Source organism: Streptomyces poriferorum, from assembly GCF_019399235.1.
GTDB classification, from domain to species: domain Bacteria; phylum Actinomycetota; class Actinomycetes; order Streptomycetales; family Streptomycetaceae; genus Streptomyces; species Streptomyces poriferorum.
On record NZ_JAELVH010000038.1, the window covers coordinates 15,045 to 31,900 of the forward strand.

The window sequence follows — 16,856 nt, forward strand, 5'->3', positions numbered from 1 at the left end:
GAGACCATGAACGACATCTGCTGGGACGAAGCCTTCTGCAGCGAGGGCGCGAACTGCTTCCGTTTCGGACTCGACGACCAGGGCCGCGCCTACATCGGCTCCACGACCGACCAGGCCACCTACGTGAGCGACTCCATGGAAGCGCTTCAGGCACTGATCTTCGCGGTGAAGGCGGGTGCGGCGGACCACCTGCTCTGATCCGGCCCGCCCCGACCGCGCCCCCTCACGCGTTGCGCTCCGAGTACGCCGACTGTTCAGAGCTCATCGCCACGGGGGCACGGCCCGGCCGATCATTCAATTTCCTCCCGGCCCCACGCCCTGCCCGCACACCTCCCTGACCCTCTGTATACACGCTTGACCTGCACTTATGACACTGCGTGAACGACTGTCGCCCGGACGGGCTTGGCGGGGACCTTACTGCCGCTTTAACCTACGGTCTCGTAACCTACGAAGCCGTAGGTAATTCTCCCGTCCCCAGGAGCCCCCGTGACGATCACCTCTCCCCACCTCGGCAGTTCACAGGCGTGGACCGACGCGCAACTGCTGTACGCGCTGGAAGAGGTGGTGGAGAAGGAACTCAACCGCCATCTCAAGGTCGCCAAGGACTGGATGCCGCACGAGTACGTGCCGTTCTCCGACGGCCGGAACTTCCCCGGCATCTTCGAGGACGGCCAGGCCTGGGAGGCCGAGCAGTCCAAGGTCACCGACATCGGCAAGATCGCCCTGGTCGTGAACCTGCTGACCGAGGACAACCTCCCCAGCTACCACCACGAGATCGCCTCGCTCTTCGGCCGCGACGGCGCCTGGGGCACCTGGGTGCACCGCTGGACGGCCGAGGAGGGCCGCCACGGCATCGTGATGCGCGACTACCTGCTCACCTCGCGCGCCGTGGACCCGGACAAGCTGGAGCAGTTCCGGATGGCACACATGGCGGAGGGCTTCGAGTCCGACAACCGCCACTCGATGCTGCACTCCGTCGCGTACGTGGCGTTCCAGGAGCTGGCGACCCGGGTCTCGCACCGCAACACCGGACATCAGTCGGGCGACCCCGTCTGCGACCGCATGCTGGCGCGGATCGCGACCGACGAGAACCTGCACATGGTCTTCTACCGCAACCTCCTCGGCGCGGCCTTCGAGCTCGCCCCGGACCTGACCATGCAGTCCGTGCGCGACGTCGTCGTGAACTTCCGGATGCCCGGCCACGGCATGCCCGGGTTCGAGCGGGCCGCCGCGCAGATGGCGATCGGCGAGATCTACAACATGCGGATCCACCACGACGACGTCATCCAGCCGGTGCTGCGCTACCTGAAGGTGCTGGACATCGACGGTCTGGGCCCGGAGGGCCTCAAGGCGCAGGAGGAGCTCGGTCTGTACATGAACGGGCTGGACAGCGAGGCGTCGAAGTTCGACGAGAAGCTCGCCGCACGCAAGGCGCGCGTGGCGGCCCGCGCCCAGGCCTGACGGCCGGCACACCTGTCCCCGTGCGGGGGCGGACCTCCTCGGTCCGCCCCCGCACGGGGGTGAGCCCTCCCCCGCGCGGTGCGGACCGTACTCTGTGCCGGTGAAACCTGTGACCCGTGTCGTTCTGTTCGGTGCGCCGACAGTCATCGTCGTCTCCCTGCTCTTCAACAGCGGCGGCGACGCGGAGCTGCCCACGAGCTCTCCGACCGCGGAGGCGTCGGTCACCGCCTCCGCACCGGCCGACCCGTTCGCCGCGGCGGACGACGAGGAACGTCGCGAGCTCAACGCACGCGTCGCCGCGATGCCTCCTGGGCTGGCCGAGCCGAAGATGCGCGAGATCGCCTGGCAGCTGCTGGCCAGCGCGGAGGGATCGACGCTTGACTGGCGCAGCCAGTACGCCACGATCGAGGACACCGGCGACGGCACCGGCTACAACGCCGGAATCGTCGGCTTCTGCTCCAGTACGGACGACATGCTCACGTTCGTCGAGGCATTCACCGCGGAACACCCGGACAGCCCGCTGGCACCGTTCGTCCCGGCGCTGCGCGAGGTCGACGGCACCGATTCGCACGAGGGGCTGGACCCCGGTTTCACGGCCGCGTGGAAGAAGTCGGCCGAGGACCCCGCCTTCCGCGCCGCCCAGGACCTGGTCCGGCTGAAGCAGTACTTCGAACCGGCCGTCCATCTGGCGAAACTGGACGGGCTCGGCACCCTGGGTCAGTACATCTACTTCGACGCCATGGTTCTCCAGGGGCCCGGGTCCGAGGCGGACTCCTTCTACGGCATCCGGAAGGCAGCCGCGGAAGAGGCGGACACGGTCGCGGAGGGCGGCGACGAGCCGGCCTATCTCGACGCCTTCCTCGAAGCGGCCCGTACCGTGATGAAGTCGAAGAAGAACCAGCAGGACACCTCGCGTCTCGATACCGCCCAGCGGGTGTTCCTGGAGGACGGGAACCTGACCCTCGAACCGCCGCTGACCTGGAAGATGTACGGCGAGACGTTCCGTATCCCGTCCTGACCCGGTGTCCCGCCCCGGCGGGCACCCGCCGTCCCCTCGGGCGCGGCTATCCCCGCGCGTCCTGCCTGATCAGCTCCGACGCCTTCTCCGCGATGGCGACCGTCGGGGCGTGGGTGTGCCCCCGGGTGATGCGCGGCATCACCGACGCGTCGACCACCCGCAGGCCCCGCACACCACGCACCCTGAGCCGGGGATCGGTGACGGAGCCGGGGTCCTCGCCCATCCGGCAGGTGCCGACGGGGTGGTAGAGGGTCTGCGCGCCGGCCCGGACCGCCTCCCCGAGCCGTTCGTCGTCGACCGGCCCCGGATAGGGGCCCATCGGGCCCGAGGTGTGCGGGGCCAGGGCCGCGGAGGCGAACAGGGTCTCGGCGCGCCGGACACCGGCGACGATCCGCGGCAGATCGGCCTCGGCGGTCAGATAGCCGGGATCGATCCGGATTCCGGAGCCGGTCGCCGTGGTGTCCGCGTCGAGCGTGATCCGTCCGGCGCTCTCGGGCTGGAGCAGGACGACGCCGATGGTGAGGCCGTGCTCCGTCGGTGCGGTGAGGCCGTGGTCGATGAAGGGTGCCGGGGCGAAGATCAGCTCGATGTCGGGGGCGGCCAGTCCGGGTGTGCTGCGGACGAAGGCGACGGCCTCGGCGAGGTTGGAGGTGAGAGGCCCGCGCTTCGCGAGCAGGAAGCGGGCCACGTTGGCCGGGGTGTCGGCTCCGGTCAGCGTCACCGGCCGCGGGCAGCGCACCGTCACGGCGAACGACAGGTGGTCCTGGAGGTTGCGGCCGACCTCGGGCGATTCGGCGCGCACGTCGACGCCGGCCCGTCGCAGCTCGCCGGGGTCGCCGATGCCGGAGCGCATCAGCAGGTGCGGGGAGCCGATGGCTCCCGCGCTGAGGATGACTTCGCGGCGGGCGGTGAGCGTGCCTCGGCTGCCGGTGACCACGCCGGCGGCCCGGGTTCCGTCGAAGGTGAGCGCGCTGACGCGGGCGCCGGTCAGGACGTCCAGGTTGGCCCGGCGGGCGGCCGGTTTCAGATAGCCGTCGGCGGCGCTCCAGCGGCGGCCGCGGCGCTGGTTGACCGGCGTCATGGCGACCCCGCTGTGATCGGGGGCGTTCAGCTCGGGAAGCAGCGGGAGGCCGTCGTCGGTGCAGGCGCTGACGAAGTCGCCGGTCAGGCCGGAGGGGGCGCGGGGCGGTGAGACGAAGAGCGGGCCCCCGGTTCCGTACACCGTGCCGTCACCGGTGGGGCCGGTCCACCGCTCGGCCCGCCGGAAGTACGGGACGAGGGCGTCGTGGCCCCACTCCGGTCCGGCGGAACCGGCCCAGCCGTCGTAGTCGTCACGGTGGCCGCGCACCCACATCATGGCGTTGACCGAGGATGATCCGCCGAGTGTGTGGCCGCGCGGCCAGAACAGTTCGCGGCCGCCGAGGGCCGGCTGCTTCACCGTGCTGAAGTCCCAGTCGTACGGCGTCTTGAAGAGCTTCGGAAACGCCGCGGGGATCCGGATCTCGGGCTTGCGGTCACGCCCGCCCGACTCCACGAGGGCGACTCTGACCGTGGGGTCCTCGGACAGTCGCGCGGCCAGCACGCAACCGGCCGAACCTGCCCCGACGACGATGTAGTCGTACACGCTCAACTCGGCGTCTCCTCCTGGTCGACGCGGGTTCCGCAGCGTTCACGGAGACCCGCAGGCCGATGTGCGGAAGGCCGAAGTGTCCCACGGTGAGGGAGCGTTCACGCCCGGTCGCGGTCGACTCTGCGGAGCCGGTCGCGCTCCTTCTCGGAGAGACCGCCCCACACGCCGAAGCGCTCGTCGTTGTCGAGTGCGTACTCCAGGCAGGCCAGACGTCCCTCGCAGGCGTTGCAGAGCTGCTTGGCCTCACGGGTGGAGCTGCCGGGGGCGGGGAAGAAGAACTCGGGCCCCGTCTGTGCGCACAGCGCTGTCTCCTGCCAGGCGAGAGCGGGGTCGGTCGCGGTGTTGATCAGCATGGGCACAGAGTGTCCTGCCGCGATAAACGACTGATCAACGATCCATCAATCGTCGGCGGTCCACCAGCAGGCGGGGCCGGCCGTTCGCGACGCACCGGTCACTGGACGCTCCTGATCACGGCGAAAGCGGCGCCGTACGGATCCTCGACGTCGGCGAAGGTGCCCACGCCCTCCATCTCGGTCGGTTCCAGGGTCAGCTTGCCGCCCAGCCGCTCGACCGCCGCCGCAGCGGCGTCGCAGTCCTCGACCTCGATGTACGGCAGCCAGTGCGGCCCGGCGGCGGCCCTGACGGGCACGGCGTCCAGCGGGACGAGTCCGCCGAACGAGGTCTCCTCACCGCCATCCGCCGTCCTGATGACGGTGTACGCCCCGCCGCCGCCGGGATAGGGCGTCTGGATGGTGTCCCAGCCGAAGACGGCGTCGTAGAACGCCGCGGCGGCCGGCACGTCCGGGGTGTAGAGCTCGGCCCAGCAGAGGCTGCCCTGCTCGTTCACAACGCCGAGGCCCGGGTTCCGCTTCGGCTGCCAGACGCCGAAGTACGCCCCGGCCCGGTCGGTGAACCCGCCCATCCGGCCGTACTCCAGGACGTCCATCGGTTCGAACGGCACCGCCCCGCCCGCGTCGCGCACGGCCTGCGCGGTGGCCGCGACGTCCGCCGACCGGAAGTACACCGACCAGGACGGCTTCGCCTGCTCTTCGGTGACCGTCATCGCGCCGCCGACCGTCTTCCCGTCCAGCAGGAACATCCCGTAGCCACCGGTCTCGGGGCCTCCGGCCTCGTAGTCCCAGCCGAGGAGAGCGGTGTAGAAGGCCGTGGCGCCTTCGAGATCCGGGGTGCCCAGGTCCATCCAGTTGGGGGCTCCGTCGACAAAACGGGTGGTGAGCATCGTGCGCTCCTTCGGTGGTCCCGTTCTCACACAGCAGGAAGTCCTGACTCTCCGAGTCTTGCACCGGGCACTGACAACCGCAGTGCCGGACTTGGCCTCCGGATGGCCGGGGCGGAAGCCGACGACGGCGAACGACACGGGCACATCCGCCGCCCGGGCCGCGGTGACGGCACGGGTGAGGCGCGGCGTGCGGTCGGGGGTCGAGGTCGGTGAGCCGGCCGGTGATGGACTACTGGGCGTCCATCGCGAGCGGGGCGGATCGGGTCATCGTTCGTCCTTGGCGTCCGGGGGCGGGTCGGTTCGGGGGTCGGCGGAGGTCTCGTCCGCGCCGTCGGCGCCGATGCGGCGCAGCGAGCGGTCGGCGACGGTCACCGCGAGGAACAGCACACTCACGGCGAGCATGAAGGCGGCGAGGTGGTGCAGGCCGCCGGTGTCCGCGCGTTCACCGAAGAAGCTGCCACTGGCGGCGGAGGCGATGATGGCGCCCAGATAGCCGAAGGTGCGCAGCAGCCCGGCGGACGAACCCATGCGTTCGCCGTCGGCCTGGTGGAAGACGGCGTTCTGCAGGGCGAGGTTGTTCAGTCCTTGCGGGACTCCGAGGACGATCACGACCATCAGGAGCATCCACACGGGACTGTGGGCGTTCAGGAGGAACAGCAGGGCGCAGGCGATGATCTGGCCGGTGGCGCCGGCCAGGAGCTTGCCGCGGACCGCCTGGCGTCGCCCGGTGAGGGTGGAGACGACGATCGCGGTGGCGAACAGCGGGAGCTGGACCAGCCCGGCCTGGGAGGGCGACAGCCCGCGTCCCTGCTCCGTCCACTGGGTGTAGCCGTAGAGGAAGGCGTAGGTGACGACGTAGCAGAGAAGGGTCCTGGTGTACGTGGCGAGGAGCGGCAGGTTGCCGCCCAGGACGCGTACGTGGATGAAGGGCTGCCGTGCGCGCAGCTCGCGCCAGGTGAACCCGGCTGCCGCGGCGGCGGTCAGGACCAGCAGGTACCAGTCGCCGCCGCCGGGGTTCATGAGGAACAGCAGGAGGCACACGAGTGCCGCGGCGAACAGGCCCATGCCCGGCAGGTCCAGATCGCTCACGGGGTGGCGGCCGTCCTCCCGGCGGGAGGTGGGAGTCGCCGGGATGCGGCGGGCTCCGAGGCAGAGGCCGGCTGCCGCGAGAGGGATGTTGACGGCCAGCGTCGCACGCCAGCCGCCGGCACCGATCAGCAGACCGCCGAGGCCGGGGCCGATGACGGCGATGGTCTGGGTGGTGACGGCGAGGGCGGTGAGCACCCCGGCGGGGCTCTTGTGGCCGGTGCGCTTCGACTCGCTGCGGATGAGGTACATCGCCGCCGGATAACCGGCGCAGGTGCCGAAGCCGAGGAGGACGCGGGCGGCGACGAGCACGGCGAGGTTCGGGGCGAGCATGCCGACGACTCCGGCTATGCCGGTCAGCGCGGTCCCGGCCAGGAACAGCCGGCGGGGCCCGAGAGGTCGATCAGCCGTCCGACGACCGGCTGTCCGATGGAGGTGGCCAGGTAGAGGGAGGAGATCAGCCACGCCGTTTCGGACGGCGGGGCGCCGAAGGCCGCGCCGATCGGTACGAGGGAGACCGAGATGATGGAGGAGTTGACGGGATTGAGCACCGCTCCCAGCATCATCGGGGCCAGCAGGCGCCGGTCGAAGCCGCCCGCCACCCCCTCGGCTCCGCCGGGACGCAGCCGCCGCAGCCCGGAGACCAGGCTTCCGGTCACGAGCGGACGACCCGTTCCAGCAGGGCCGCCGCCTCGATCAGGAGGCGGCGCTCCTCCTCCGTGCACCCGTCCTCCAGCGCGCGGGTGAGCCAGCCCTCCCCGGCCCGCCGTCGGTCCTCGAGGAAGACGTGGCCGCTGTCGGTCACGAAGACCAGTTGGCGGCGACCGTCCTCGGGGTCGGGGCGGCGGTCCACGAGGCCGCGTTCCACCAGGATGCCGACGGTGGTGGCGACCGACTGGTGCCGGACGCGTTCGGCGGCCGCGAGGTCCGTGACCGACGCCTCGCCGTCCTTGTCGAGCCGGCTGAGGACCGACGTCTGGGACGGGGTGAGGTCACCGGGGTCGTAGGTCTCACGCATGCGGCGCCTCAGCCGGCTGTAGACCACACGGACGTCATGGGCCGCACGGACAGCGGATTCGGACACACCGTCGGGAGTACTGGTCACCTCATTCATATCTACAGACTAACGTGCGCAGTCCAGGCTGCGCACTTACGGGTGCGCACTCCTGGCTGCGCAATGCGTCAGCGGGTGCCTGCCGGCGCGTGACCGTCAGCGGGTGACCCCCAGGGCCGGCAGTACCGTCTCCGCGACCCGGTACGCCTCCTCCAGCAGCGGGTTCCCGGAGAGGATGAAGGTGTCGACGCCCAGGTCCTCGAACTCCTTGAGCCGCTCGACGACCTGAGCCGTCGATCCCACCACCGCGGTGCCCGGCCCCGGCCGGAACAGGCTCATGCCCGGCCACATGTTGGGGTGGACCTCCAGCTCACGGGCGTGCGCGGGGACCTTTCCGCCGTGCTGGCGAAACTGCCGCTGCCAGCCGACGCCGTCCTCGCCCGCCCGGTCGCCGAGCTGACGGGCGTAGGTCGCGTCGCTGGTGACGTCGAGGAGCCGGTCGGCCGCGGCCCAGGCCTCATCCTCCGTGTCCCGGACGATCAGGTGCAGCCGCAGCCCGATCCGGAGGGTACGGCCGTACGCGGCGGCCCTCGCCCGGACCTTCTCCAGCTTCTCCTTCAGCAGGTGCGGCGGCTCCCCCCAGGTCAGGAAGACGTCCACGTGCTCGGCGGCCATCTCGATACCGGGGTCGGACGAGCCGCCGAACCAGAGCGGGATGTGCCCGTCCTGGACGGGCTTCAGCTCGCGGAAGGAGGCACCCGCGTTCCTCAGGTCGTAGAAGCGGCCCTTGTGGTCGAAGACCTCGCCGGCCGTCAGCCGCTTCACGATCGACCAGTACTCCGCGCTCAGCTCGTACCGTTCGTCGTGCTCCACGTGCAGTCCGTACTCCTGCAGCGACTTCGTCGAGCCGTTGACCACGTTGAAGCGGAGCCGGCCGCCGAAGAGCGTGTCGAAGCTGAGCGCCATCTTGGCGAGCAGCGTCGGCGGGATGAGCCCGGGGTGGACTGCGAGCAGGGGCTTGAAGCGGGTGCTCGTCGAGGCTGCCAGCGCGCTGCCGAGCGGCCAGACGTCGTACAGGTCGGTGGCGAGCAGCGCGCCGCTGTAGCCGAGCCGCTCGACGGTCCCGGCCAGTTGGGCCAGGTATCCGAGGTCAACGGAGCGCCGCCCCTCGGGCTCCCAGGGGTAGGCGCCTTCACGCGGAATGATGTACCAGAGAACTTCGGTCGCCATGTCGTCATACCGCCTTGTCGGCTGTGGCACGGGCACGGGCGTGGGCGACGGTGACCGGCCGGTCGATGAATCCGGTCCGGTGGAAGATGTCGGCGGCCTCCTGCTGCTCGGCGATGAAGGCGTCGGAGACGGGCTCGATCGTCCAGGGCAGCGAGGCCAGGGCGGTTTCCCAGTCGTCGGCCGCGCCGCCGAGGTCTGCGGCGGCGATCTCGGCCGCCTGCCGGGGGTGGGCGGCGGCCCACTCGTCCGCGCGTCGCAGCGCCCGGGTCAGGGCCTCGATGACGTCGGGCCGGGATTCGGCGAGGTCACGACGGGTGAAGAACACGGAACGGTCGCTGATGACGTCGCCGGTACGGACCAGGGTCCGCAGTCCGCCGGTGCGCCGGGCGGCCGCCAGCTCGGCGCCCTGGGCGACCCAGGCGGCGATCGCTCCGGTGCGCAGCAGTTCCTCGCTGTCGGCGTTGCCGCGGACGGCCGTGATGTCCTCGGCGTAGGACAGCCCGGCGTCGTCGAGCGCCTTGGCGATGAGATGGGTCTGCCAGGACCCGATCGCCAGGTGCACGGTCGCACCCTTGAGGTCGGCGACGGTGCGCACGGGGCTGTCCTCGGGGACCAGGAGCGCGCCGTGTTCGGGGCGCGGCGCGGAGACCGCGGTGTAGACGATGTCGTGCCCGGCGGCCTGGGCGGTGACGGGCGGGGTGGAGCCGGTGCCGCCGAAGTCGATGACGCCCCGGGTCAGGAGTTCGCCGGTGCGCACGCCGTTGGTGTACGGGTGGAAGACGACGGTCTCGCCCAGCGGTGCCAGTTCCTCCTGGGCGAAGCCCAGCCGGGAGAGGTGGTACAGGTGGTAGAGGGACGGGTTGCTGCTGTGGACACCGATGGTGAGGGTCATTCAGATCACTCCGGCTTCGGCGGGTACGGGGGACGGAAGGAAAGGTGCGGGGGCGTCGACGCCGAGGTCGGCCAGGAGCCGCCGGCGCAGAGCGGCGAACGCGGGGTCGCCCGGGTCGCGCGGCCGGGCGATGCCGACGGTCTCGTCGGTGACGAGGCGGCCGTCGCGCAGGACGGCGACCCGGTCGGCCAGCCGTACGGCCTCCTCGACGTCATGGGTGACCAGCAGGACGGCGGGGCGGTGCCGGCGGCACAGTTCGCCGACGAGATCCTGCATCTTCAGCCGGGTCAGCGCGTCGAGGGCCGCGAACGGCTCGTCGAGCAAAAGGAGTTCGGGCTCGCGGACCAGGGCCCGGGCCAGCGCGACGCGCTGGGCCTCACCACCGGAGAGGGTGGCCGGCCAGGCCTCGGAGTGCCGTTCCAGGCCGACTTCGGCCAGCGCTCGGAGCCCGTCGGCGGAGCGGTTGCGGGGCAGGGCGGCCGTCACATTGGCCAGCACCCTTTTCGACGGTACGAGCCGGGGCTCCTGGAAGACGATGGTGCGGGCCTCGGGGACGAGGACCTCTCCCCCGTCCGCGCCGTCGAGGGCCCCGAGGATGCGCAGCAGCGTCGTCTTCCCGCTTCCGCTGGCACCGAGCAGAGCGACGAACTCGCCCCGGGCGATGTCGAGCCGAAGGTCGTCGAGGACGGCACGGTCGCCGAACGCGCGGCGCAGCCCCCGTACCCGGACGGCGGGTACGGATGTCGGATCAGTGGTCATCGGGTGGCTCCCTGGGGAGTGCGCCAGGGCATCAGCACGCGTTCCAGCAGCCGCACGAGAATGTCGGCGGTCAGGCCGAGGAGCCCGTAGACGAGGATGCAGACGGCGAGGATGTCGGTGCGGGCGTAGCTCTGTGCCTGGGACATCAGATAGCCGATGCCGGCGGTCGCGTTGATCTCCTCGGCGGCGATCAGCGCGATGACGCTGAGCGTCATCGACAGGCGCAGTCCGGCCAGCAGGGACGGCAGGGCGCCGGGCAGGACGACTTCGCGTACGAGGGCGAGGCGTCCCATGCCGAAGCTCCGCATGGCCTCGATGAGTTTCGGGTCGGTGTTGCGCACCCCGCTCGATGTGGACACGTACATCGGGAAGGTGGTGGCCACGGCGATGAGGAGGATCTTCGCCGTCTCGTTGATCCCGAACCAGACCATGAAGAGCGGCACCAGGGAGAGGAAGGGGATCGTGCGCAGGGTCTGGAGCGAGGAGTCGAGGAGTTCGTCGCCGAGGCGGGTGAACCCGGTCGTGATGCCGAGGACCAGTCCGGCGGCGAGGCCGATGAGGAGACCGAGGCCGGAGCGGGTGAGGGAGGTCGTGAGGGCGTCGGGAAGCTGGCCGTTGCCCCACAACTCACCTACGGCGCGCAGCACTTCGGCGGGCGATGCCAGGACGTCGGGGGTGAGGACGCCGGTGGCGGAGGCCGTCCACCACAGCACGAGCAGGGCGACCGGGCCGATCGTACGGACGGTCAGCGCGTAGCCCCGGCTGCGGCTCCTGCTGGTCCGGGGGCGCGGCCGGACGAGTCCGGGAGGCGCGGCGGCGGTGTCGCTCATGTCAGCTTCCCGACATCGAGCAGGTGCGCGGCGACGTCGACCCGGTCCTCGGTGACGTTCTGGTCGGCGTAGAACGCGGCGACGTCCTCGAAGCGCGCGATGTCCTCGGGCCCGATGGGATCGACGGTCCCGCCCTGCGCCGTGAACCCGGTCTGGACCTCCTTGGCCTTGCCCGTCACGGCGGTCGGGCCGACGTCCGTGAAGACGTTGAGGTACGCGGCCGGATTCCGCTTCTCCTTGGCGCTGGCCTCGTGGAGGTACTGGTAGAGGGCCTGTACGACCTTCGGGTGCTGCTCGGCGAACTCGGTCCGCACCGCGTTGAGGCTGTAGTTGTCGGAGCCGATCGCGGCGCCGTCGGCCACGAAGTGCGCCTTGCCGCTGCCGATCTCGGCGACCGCGTACGTGGCCCACACGGCCCAGGCGTCCACCTTGCCGGCGTTGAAGACCGCCGCGGTCTGGTCGGGGCGCAGATAGACCCGGGTGACCTTGTCCGCCGGGATGCCGGCCTTGGCGAGGGCCTTGAGCAGCAGGTACTCGCCGGTACCGCCCTGGTTGACGGCGACCTTCTTCCCCACGAGGTCGGCCACCGAGCCGATGTCCGACCCGTTCCTGACGAGGATGCCCTCCCCCGCGGCGTCCGGGTCGACGGCGGTGAAGAACTTGAAGCCGGGCCGCTGGGCGAGCGAGGTGATTCCGGAGGTGATGGAGCCCGTGGCGATGTCCAGCTGGTCCGCGTTCATCGCCTGGGCGGCGGGGGCGAACGGGCCCGCGCTGCCGGTCCACCGGACCTTGGCGCCTGCCTTGGACAGCGCCTTGTCGAGGCTGCCGTCCTTCTTGCCGAGGGCGAGCGCCCCGGAGTTTCCGGGGTCGGGGATACGGACGGTCACCGTGGCCTTCGAGCCCCCCGCGGCACTGTCGGCCTCGGAGGTGCCGCAGGCGGTGAGGGCGACGAGCGCCGAGACCGTGAGGAGCGCCGGGACGGCGGTGGTGCGCAGTGGTCGGGCGAGATTCATGACGAGGGTTCCTCTGGGCTCGGAGGTGCGGAGGTGCGGCGTACGAGGGCGGCGGCGCGGCGCAGCGGTTCGGGGGCGGCCCAGGCCGCCACGTCGACGGGTTCGGGCAGGAAGCCGTGGGCGCGCAGCCCGGCCTCCTGTGCGGCGAGCAGGGCGAGGCGTTCGGCGGACAGGTCGGGGTGGAGGGTCAGATGGGTACCGGGCCGGTAGGCACCGGCTACCGCCTCGGCGCCCGCCCCGGTCTCGGCGCCGAGGATGCGCCGAACCTCCCCGGGCTGCCCGGCGGCCCAGTCGGCTGCCCTCAGCAGGACGGCGAGGAAGCGGTCGACGAGGTCGGGGTGTTCGTCCAGCAACTGCTGGTGGACGGTGATGGGGCGCGGGGTGCCGTTGTTGACGCGGAAGCGCCGGTCGGGCAGTTCGTCCAGCTCGACGGCCACGTCGGCGCCGGCCCGGCGGGCCGCCTCGACGGCCACCGCACCCTTCACGTACACGGCGTCGACGTCGCCGCGCCGCAGTGCCGCGAGTTCGGCGGCCCACTGGCCCTCGTGCCCGTCGGCGGGTACGTCGACGAACGAGGCGTCGTCCAGGGCGAGTCCGGCGGAGGCCAGCGCCCCCTCGAAGCCGCGCAGGGCCATGGCACGCCAGAAGTCGATGGCGATGTCGTGCTTCGGCACGGCGAGGCGCAGCCCGCGCAGCGCGGCGGCGCCCCGGATCCCGGAGCCGGGCGTGACCAGGACGGCCTGCCGTTCCTCGATCCAGGTGAGTCCGACCAGCCGGGTGTGTTCGCCCCGCGAACGGGCCCACAGGGCGGGTACGTTGCCGCCCTCCCGGAAGAGGCCGGGCAGGGCGTGGGTGTAGTGCGCGGCGCGGTCGGCGTCCGGGGAGGCGTCCTGGAGGGAGCGCACGGAGATGCCGTCGGCGGCGAACTCGTCGGTGAGCCACTGCCGGTCGGCGGCGATGCCGGTGGCGGTGGGGACGGGACAGCGGGTGAACCAGAGGGTCCGGGGCAGGACGGCAGACGTCATGGAGTCTTCCCGAGGATCGGCGAAGCAGGGGGGCCCACGGGCACGGCACGTACGTCCCGGAGCCGGGAGGTACGTACGGCACGAGCCCGTGACGCGTCGGAGCGACGCGTCGGGCGTGAAGGGAACGTGCGGGAAGGGTCAGCGACAGGCGGCGCTGGAGACGCGGGCCAGGTCGATGTGACGGCGCAGCGTGAGAGCGAGCAGGACCGGAGCGGTGCGGTCGGGGTACGCGGATCGGCGGCCGGCCATTTCACTGCTCCCTTCAGCTCGTCGGTGGTGAGGGCTGCAGCCTGCCACGGGGTGTCGCCCGCCCACAACTCGCTTCCCATGATGTGGGATCGGGTATGAACGGCATGTTTCACCAGGCGTTTTGGGCCCGGATCGGCTCCCGCAATGTGGCAACGTCGGGTCCCGCATCCCCACGAGCGGAGAGTGAACCCCATGACCGAGGCCGCAGCGGTACGCGCTCCCGGTGGGGCGCAGGCGGTACAGCGCGCCCTGGACGTCCTGCACTGTTTCCACGACAACGGGCCCGATCTGAGCGCCTCCGACCTGGCCCGCCGTCTCACGCTGTCGGTCTCCACCGCCCACCGGCTGGCGCGCACCCTGCTCGGTGCCGGGTTCCTGGAGCAGGACGCCCGGACGTCCCGTTACCGGCTGGGGCCCGCCGTGACCGAGCTGGGCCGGCTCTCCTACCACCAGCGCGGTCTGCATCTCGCCGCCCCCGAGCTGGCCGATCTCGCCGAACGCACGGGCGCCACCGCCGACCTGGCGCTGCGCAGCGGACCGCACGCGGTGATCGTCGCGGGCGGTTCGGTGACCCCCAAGGTGGGGCTGCGCCGGCCGCTGCACTCCACGGCTCTGGGCAAGGTCCTGCTGGCGTGGGCGAGACCGGGTGAGGGCGGTCCTTCCTCGCTGCCGCCGCTGCCCGCCTTCACCGCCCGGACGATCGTCCGGCCGGCTGCTCTGGAGGCGGAGCTGGCCCGGGTTCGGTCCGACACCTACGCCGTCAACGACGGCGAGTCGGCCCACGGGGTACGGACCCTGGCGGTGCCCGTCCTGGACGGCGCCGGGTACGCCCGTTTCGCCCTGGCGGTACGGGCCACCCCCTCCGTGATCACCGAAGAGCGCGGCGACTGGTTCCTGGCGCAGGCGCGTTCCTGCGCGCGCGCCCTGGAGGTGCTGCTGCTGTCGCCGGCGGAGCGTCGGCCGCCCGCGCCCTGAGCTGTCCGCCGGGCCGGGCTGTCAGTCGCGCATGGGACGATATGAGTCGCTCCGGGCGGAAGCCGGGCGCAGCGGCAAGGCGGCGGGGACAGAAGGTACGACATGACTGAGGCCGGGTCCACGGAGGGCGGGGCACCGACCGGGCGGGCGGCCCGGGAACTGCTGGCGCGGGCCGACGGGCTGCTGGAAGCGGCGCGCGGCGTCCTGGCGGATCACACCCGCGCGGTCGGTGCCGTGCGCACGGCGCTGGACCCGCTCCTCGATGCCCTCGTCCGCAAGGAACTGTCCGCCATCCCGGTGTCCCGGCTCAAGGACGTCACCGAGGGCAGGCTGCGCCTCGGCGCGGTCGAGCAGGCCGGGTTCACGACGGTGGAGCAGGTGTACGGGTCCGGCCGGTACGAGCTCCGCCAGATCCCCGGCGTCGGCGCGCAGACGGCCGACCAGACCCTGGCCGCCGCGGGCCAGATCGCGCACGCGGTGCGGGACACGGTGGCCCTGCGGATAGACGTGGACGCCCCGGACGATGCCACGACGGCCCTGGTCACCGCGTTGTACCGGCTGGTCGAGGCCGGGCCGGACGTGCGGCGGGCCGTGGACGGGGCCCGCCGGCTGGCCACCGGCCTGGAGCCGCTGCTGGCCGCCGCCGGACCGGCCCGGGGGCGGCTGCGGATGGTCTTCACCCGGCGGGAGGCCCGGGCGCGGGTCCTGGAAGCCGTCGCGTCCGTGCGGGCGGACGTCGCCGACGCGGTGGAGCGCGGACTTCCTCCGCTCTTCGCCCAGGTGTCGGTGGACCTGCTGCGGGACCCCGGGTCCGAAGTCGCGGCCTGGGTCGACTTCGAGCTGCGGTCCGCGGAGTACTACAGCCTGCTGGCGGAGATGTCCGGCACCGGTCCCGACCGGGACGCGGCGGAGGGATTCCTGCCGTCCGGAATCGCCGACCGGGTCCGCGGGCTGCGGCTGGACGACGCCCGGCTGCGGGTCTCGCTGCGCGGCTACCAGTCGTTCGGCGCGCGCTTCGCGCTCGCGCAGAAGCGGGTGATCCTCGGGGACGAGATGGGGCTCGGCAAGACCGTGCAGGCCATCGCCGCGCTGGCCCATCTCGCGGCGCGCGGGGAGACGCACTTCCTCGTGGTGTGCCCCGCGAGCGTGCTGATCAACTGGACGCGGGAGGTCCGGGCCCGTTCCACGCTGCGGCCCCTGCCGGTGCACGGTCCGCAGCGGCAGGAGGCGTTCGCCGAGTGGCGCGAGAGCGGCGGGGTCGCGCTGACCACCTTCGACGCCCTGCACACGCTTCCACGCGCGGGCGAGAGCGGGGTGCGGCCCGGCATGCTCGTCGTCGACGAGGCGCACTACGTGAAGAATCCGGCCACCCGTCGCGCCCGTGCGGTGTCAGGCTGGTCGGAGGGGACCGAGCACGTGCTCTTCCTCACCGGCACACCCATGGAGAACCGGGTGGAGGAGTTCCGCAGCCTGGTCCGCCACCTCCAGCCCGAACTGGCCCCGTCCGTCAGCACCACGCACGGCGTCGCCGGTTCGCACGCCTTCCGCCGGGCCGTCGCCCCCGCCTATCTGCGCCGCAACCAGCAGGACGTGCTCACTGAACTCCCCGCGCTCGTGCAGGTCGACGAGTGGGAGGAGTTCAGTGAGGCCGATCAGCGGGCGTACCACGAGGCGGTGGCCGCCGGGCACTTCATGCGGATGCGCCGGGCCGCGTACGCGCACCCCGCCACGTCCGCGAAGCTGAACCGGCTGCGGGAACTCGTCGCGGAAGCCGATGACAACGGTCTGAAGGTCGTCGTGTTCTCCTACTTCCGCGAGGTGCTGGACACGGTCCGGCAGTCCCTGGGGGAAGGCGTGTTCGGCCCGCTGTCCGGAAGCGTGCCGGCCGCGCGGCGCCAGGAGCTGATCGACGGCTTCGCCGCGACGGACGGCCACGCGGTGCTGCTCAGCCAGATCCAGGCGGGCGGGATCGGGCTGAACATGCAGGCCGCGTCGGTCGTCATCCTCTGCGAGCCGCAGATCAAGCCGACGATGGAGCACCAGGCCGTGGCCCGCGCGCACCGGATGGGTCAGATACGCACGGTCCAGGTGCACCGGCTCCTCGCGACGGACAGCGTCGACCAGCGGATGCTGGACATCCTGGCCCGCAAGGAGCGGTTGTTCGACGCGTACGCACGGCGCAGCGACGTCGCGGAGACGACGCCGGACGCCGTGGACGTGTCGGACGGCTCGCTGGCCCGCCGCATCGTCGAGGAGGAACAGCAGCGCCTGGCCGCGGTCGCGGACGCGGCGAGCCCGGAGCCGTCCCGCTCCGACACGGCGGGCCGGACGCGGGGCCTTCCGTTCGGATCCGGCGCGAGCCCGGCCTGATCCGGACGGGCGGCCCGGGCCGCC

General features: G+C 71.8%; 16 protein-coding genes and 1 pseudogene. 5 read left to right on the forward strand and 12 right to left on the reverse strand.

Features of this window, described 5'->3' with window-relative positions; translation table 11 throughout:
• Positions 1-6: 6 nt before the first annotated feature.
• From JGS39_RS09945 to JGS39_RS09955, 3 genes are all read left to right on the forward strand, one after another.
• Positions 7-198: a hypothetical protein gene (locus JGS39_RS09945; RefSeq protein ID WP_219568399.1), complete on the forward strand. Its 192-nt coding sequence runs from the start codon at positions 7-9 to the stop codon at positions 196-198.
• A gap of 288 nt (positions 199-486) precedes the next feature.
• Entirely contained in the window at positions 487-1,461 is a 975-nt protein-coding gene (locus JGS39_RS09950) for an acyl-ACP desaturase (RefSeq protein ID WP_219568400.1), read from the forward strand.
• A gap of 109 nt (positions 1,462-1,570) precedes the next feature.
• A complete protein-coding gene (locus JGS39_RS09955; protein WP_219568414.1) occupies positions 1,571-2,479 on the forward strand; it encodes a chitosanase in 909 nt (302 codons plus the stop codon).
• 46 nt (positions 2,480-2,525) lie between these two features.
• Here the strand turns inward: JGS39_RS09955 and JGS39_RS09960 are convergent, their stop codons facing one another.
• From JGS39_RS09960 to JGS39_RS41865, 12 genes and pseudogenes are all read right to left on the reverse strand, one after another.
• Complete coding sequence (locus tag JGS39_RS09960; RefSeq protein ID WP_219568401.1) at positions 2,526-4,109, reverse strand: GMC family oxidoreductase; 1,584 nt, start codon at positions 4,107-4,109, stop codon at positions 2,526-2,528.
• A gap of 98 nt (positions 4,110-4,207) precedes the next feature.
• Positions 4,208-4,462, reverse strand: a complete 255-nt coding sequence (locus tag JGS39_RS09965) for a WhiB family transcriptional regulator (RefSeq protein ID WP_219568402.1) — start codon at positions 4,460-4,462, stop codon at positions 4,208-4,210.
• A gap of 98 nt (positions 4,463-4,560) precedes the next feature.
• Positions 4,561-5,349: a VOC family protein gene (locus JGS39_RS09970; RefSeq protein WP_219568403.1), complete on the reverse strand. Its 789-nt coding sequence runs from the start codon at positions 5,347-5,349 to the stop codon at positions 4,561-4,563.
• A gap of 264 nt (positions 5,350-5,613) precedes the next feature.
• Positions 5,614-7,001: pseudogene (locus tag JGS39_RS09975) on the reverse strand (MFS transporter).
• Positions 7,002-7,090: 89 nt separating this feature from the next.
• A complete protein-coding gene (locus tag JGS39_RS09980) occupies positions 7,091-7,549 on the reverse strand; it encodes a MarR family winged helix-turn-helix transcriptional regulator (protein WP_219568404.1) in 459 nt (152 codons plus the stop codon).
• Between the two features lie 96 nt (positions 7,550-7,645).
• Complete coding sequence (locus JGS39_RS09985; RefSeq protein ID WP_219568405.1) at positions 7,646-8,719, reverse strand: LLM class flavin-dependent oxidoreductase; 1,074 nt, start codon at positions 8,717-8,719, stop codon at positions 7,646-7,648.
• A gap of 4 nt (positions 8,720-8,723) precedes the next feature.
• On the reverse strand, positions 8,724-9,611 hold the full coding sequence (locus JGS39_RS09990) for an ABC transporter substrate-binding protein (protein WP_219568406.1): 888 nt from the start codon (positions 9,609-9,611) through the stop codon (positions 8,724-8,726).
• The gene (locus JGS39_RS09995) at positions 9,612-10,370 is read right to left on the reverse strand and encodes an ABC transporter ATP-binding protein (RefSeq protein WP_219568407.1); all 759 of its coding nucleotides are present in this window, start codon (positions 10,368-10,370) and stop codon (positions 9,612-9,614) included.
• Positions 10,367-11,200, reverse strand: coding sequence for an ABC transporter permease (locus JGS39_RS10000; RefSeq protein WP_219568408.1), 834 nt, complete (start codon positions 11,198-11,200; stop codon positions 10,367-10,369). Before JGS39_RS10000 ends, JGS39_RS09995 begins: the two co-directional genes overlap by 4 nt.
• Positions 11,197-12,213 carry an NrtA/SsuA/CpmA family ABC transporter substrate-binding protein gene (locus tag JGS39_RS10005; protein WP_219568409.1) on the reverse strand — a complete coding sequence of 339 codons (1,017 nt, stop codon included), beginning with the start codon at positions 12,211-12,213 and terminating at the stop codon, positions 11,197-11,199. Before JGS39_RS10005 ends, JGS39_RS10000 begins: the two co-directional genes overlap by 4 nt.
• Positions 12,210-13,238 carry an ABC transporter substrate-binding protein gene (locus JGS39_RS10010; protein WP_219568410.1) on the reverse strand — a complete coding sequence of 343 codons (1,029 nt, stop codon included), beginning with the start codon at positions 13,236-13,238 and terminating at the stop codon, positions 12,210-12,212. Before JGS39_RS10010 ends, JGS39_RS10005 begins: the two co-directional genes overlap by 4 nt.
• A gap of 138 nt (positions 13,239-13,376) precedes the next feature.
• The gene (locus tag JGS39_RS41865; RefSeq protein ID WP_326656311.1) at positions 13,377-13,487 is read right to left on the reverse strand and encodes a putative leader peptide; all 111 of its coding nucleotides are present in this window, start codon (positions 13,485-13,487) and stop codon (positions 13,377-13,379) included.
• A gap of 192 nt (positions 13,488-13,679) precedes the next feature.
• Here JGS39_RS41865 and JGS39_RS10015 point away from each other — a divergent pair, with 192 nt between their 5' ends.
• Both JGS39_RS10015 and JGS39_RS10020 read left to right on the forward strand, forming a co-directional pair.
• A complete protein-coding gene (locus JGS39_RS10015) occupies positions 13,680-14,462 on the forward strand; it encodes an IclR family transcriptional regulator (RefSeq protein ID WP_219568411.1) in 783 nt (260 codons plus the stop codon).
• Between the two features lie 102 nt (positions 14,463-14,564).
• Positions 14,565-16,832 carry a DEAD/DEAH box helicase gene (locus JGS39_RS10020; protein WP_219568412.1) on the forward strand — a complete coding sequence of 756 codons (2,268 nt, stop codon included), beginning with the start codon at positions 14,565-14,567 and terminating at the stop codon, positions 16,830-16,832.
• Positions 16,833-16,856: the final 24 nt, after the last annotated feature.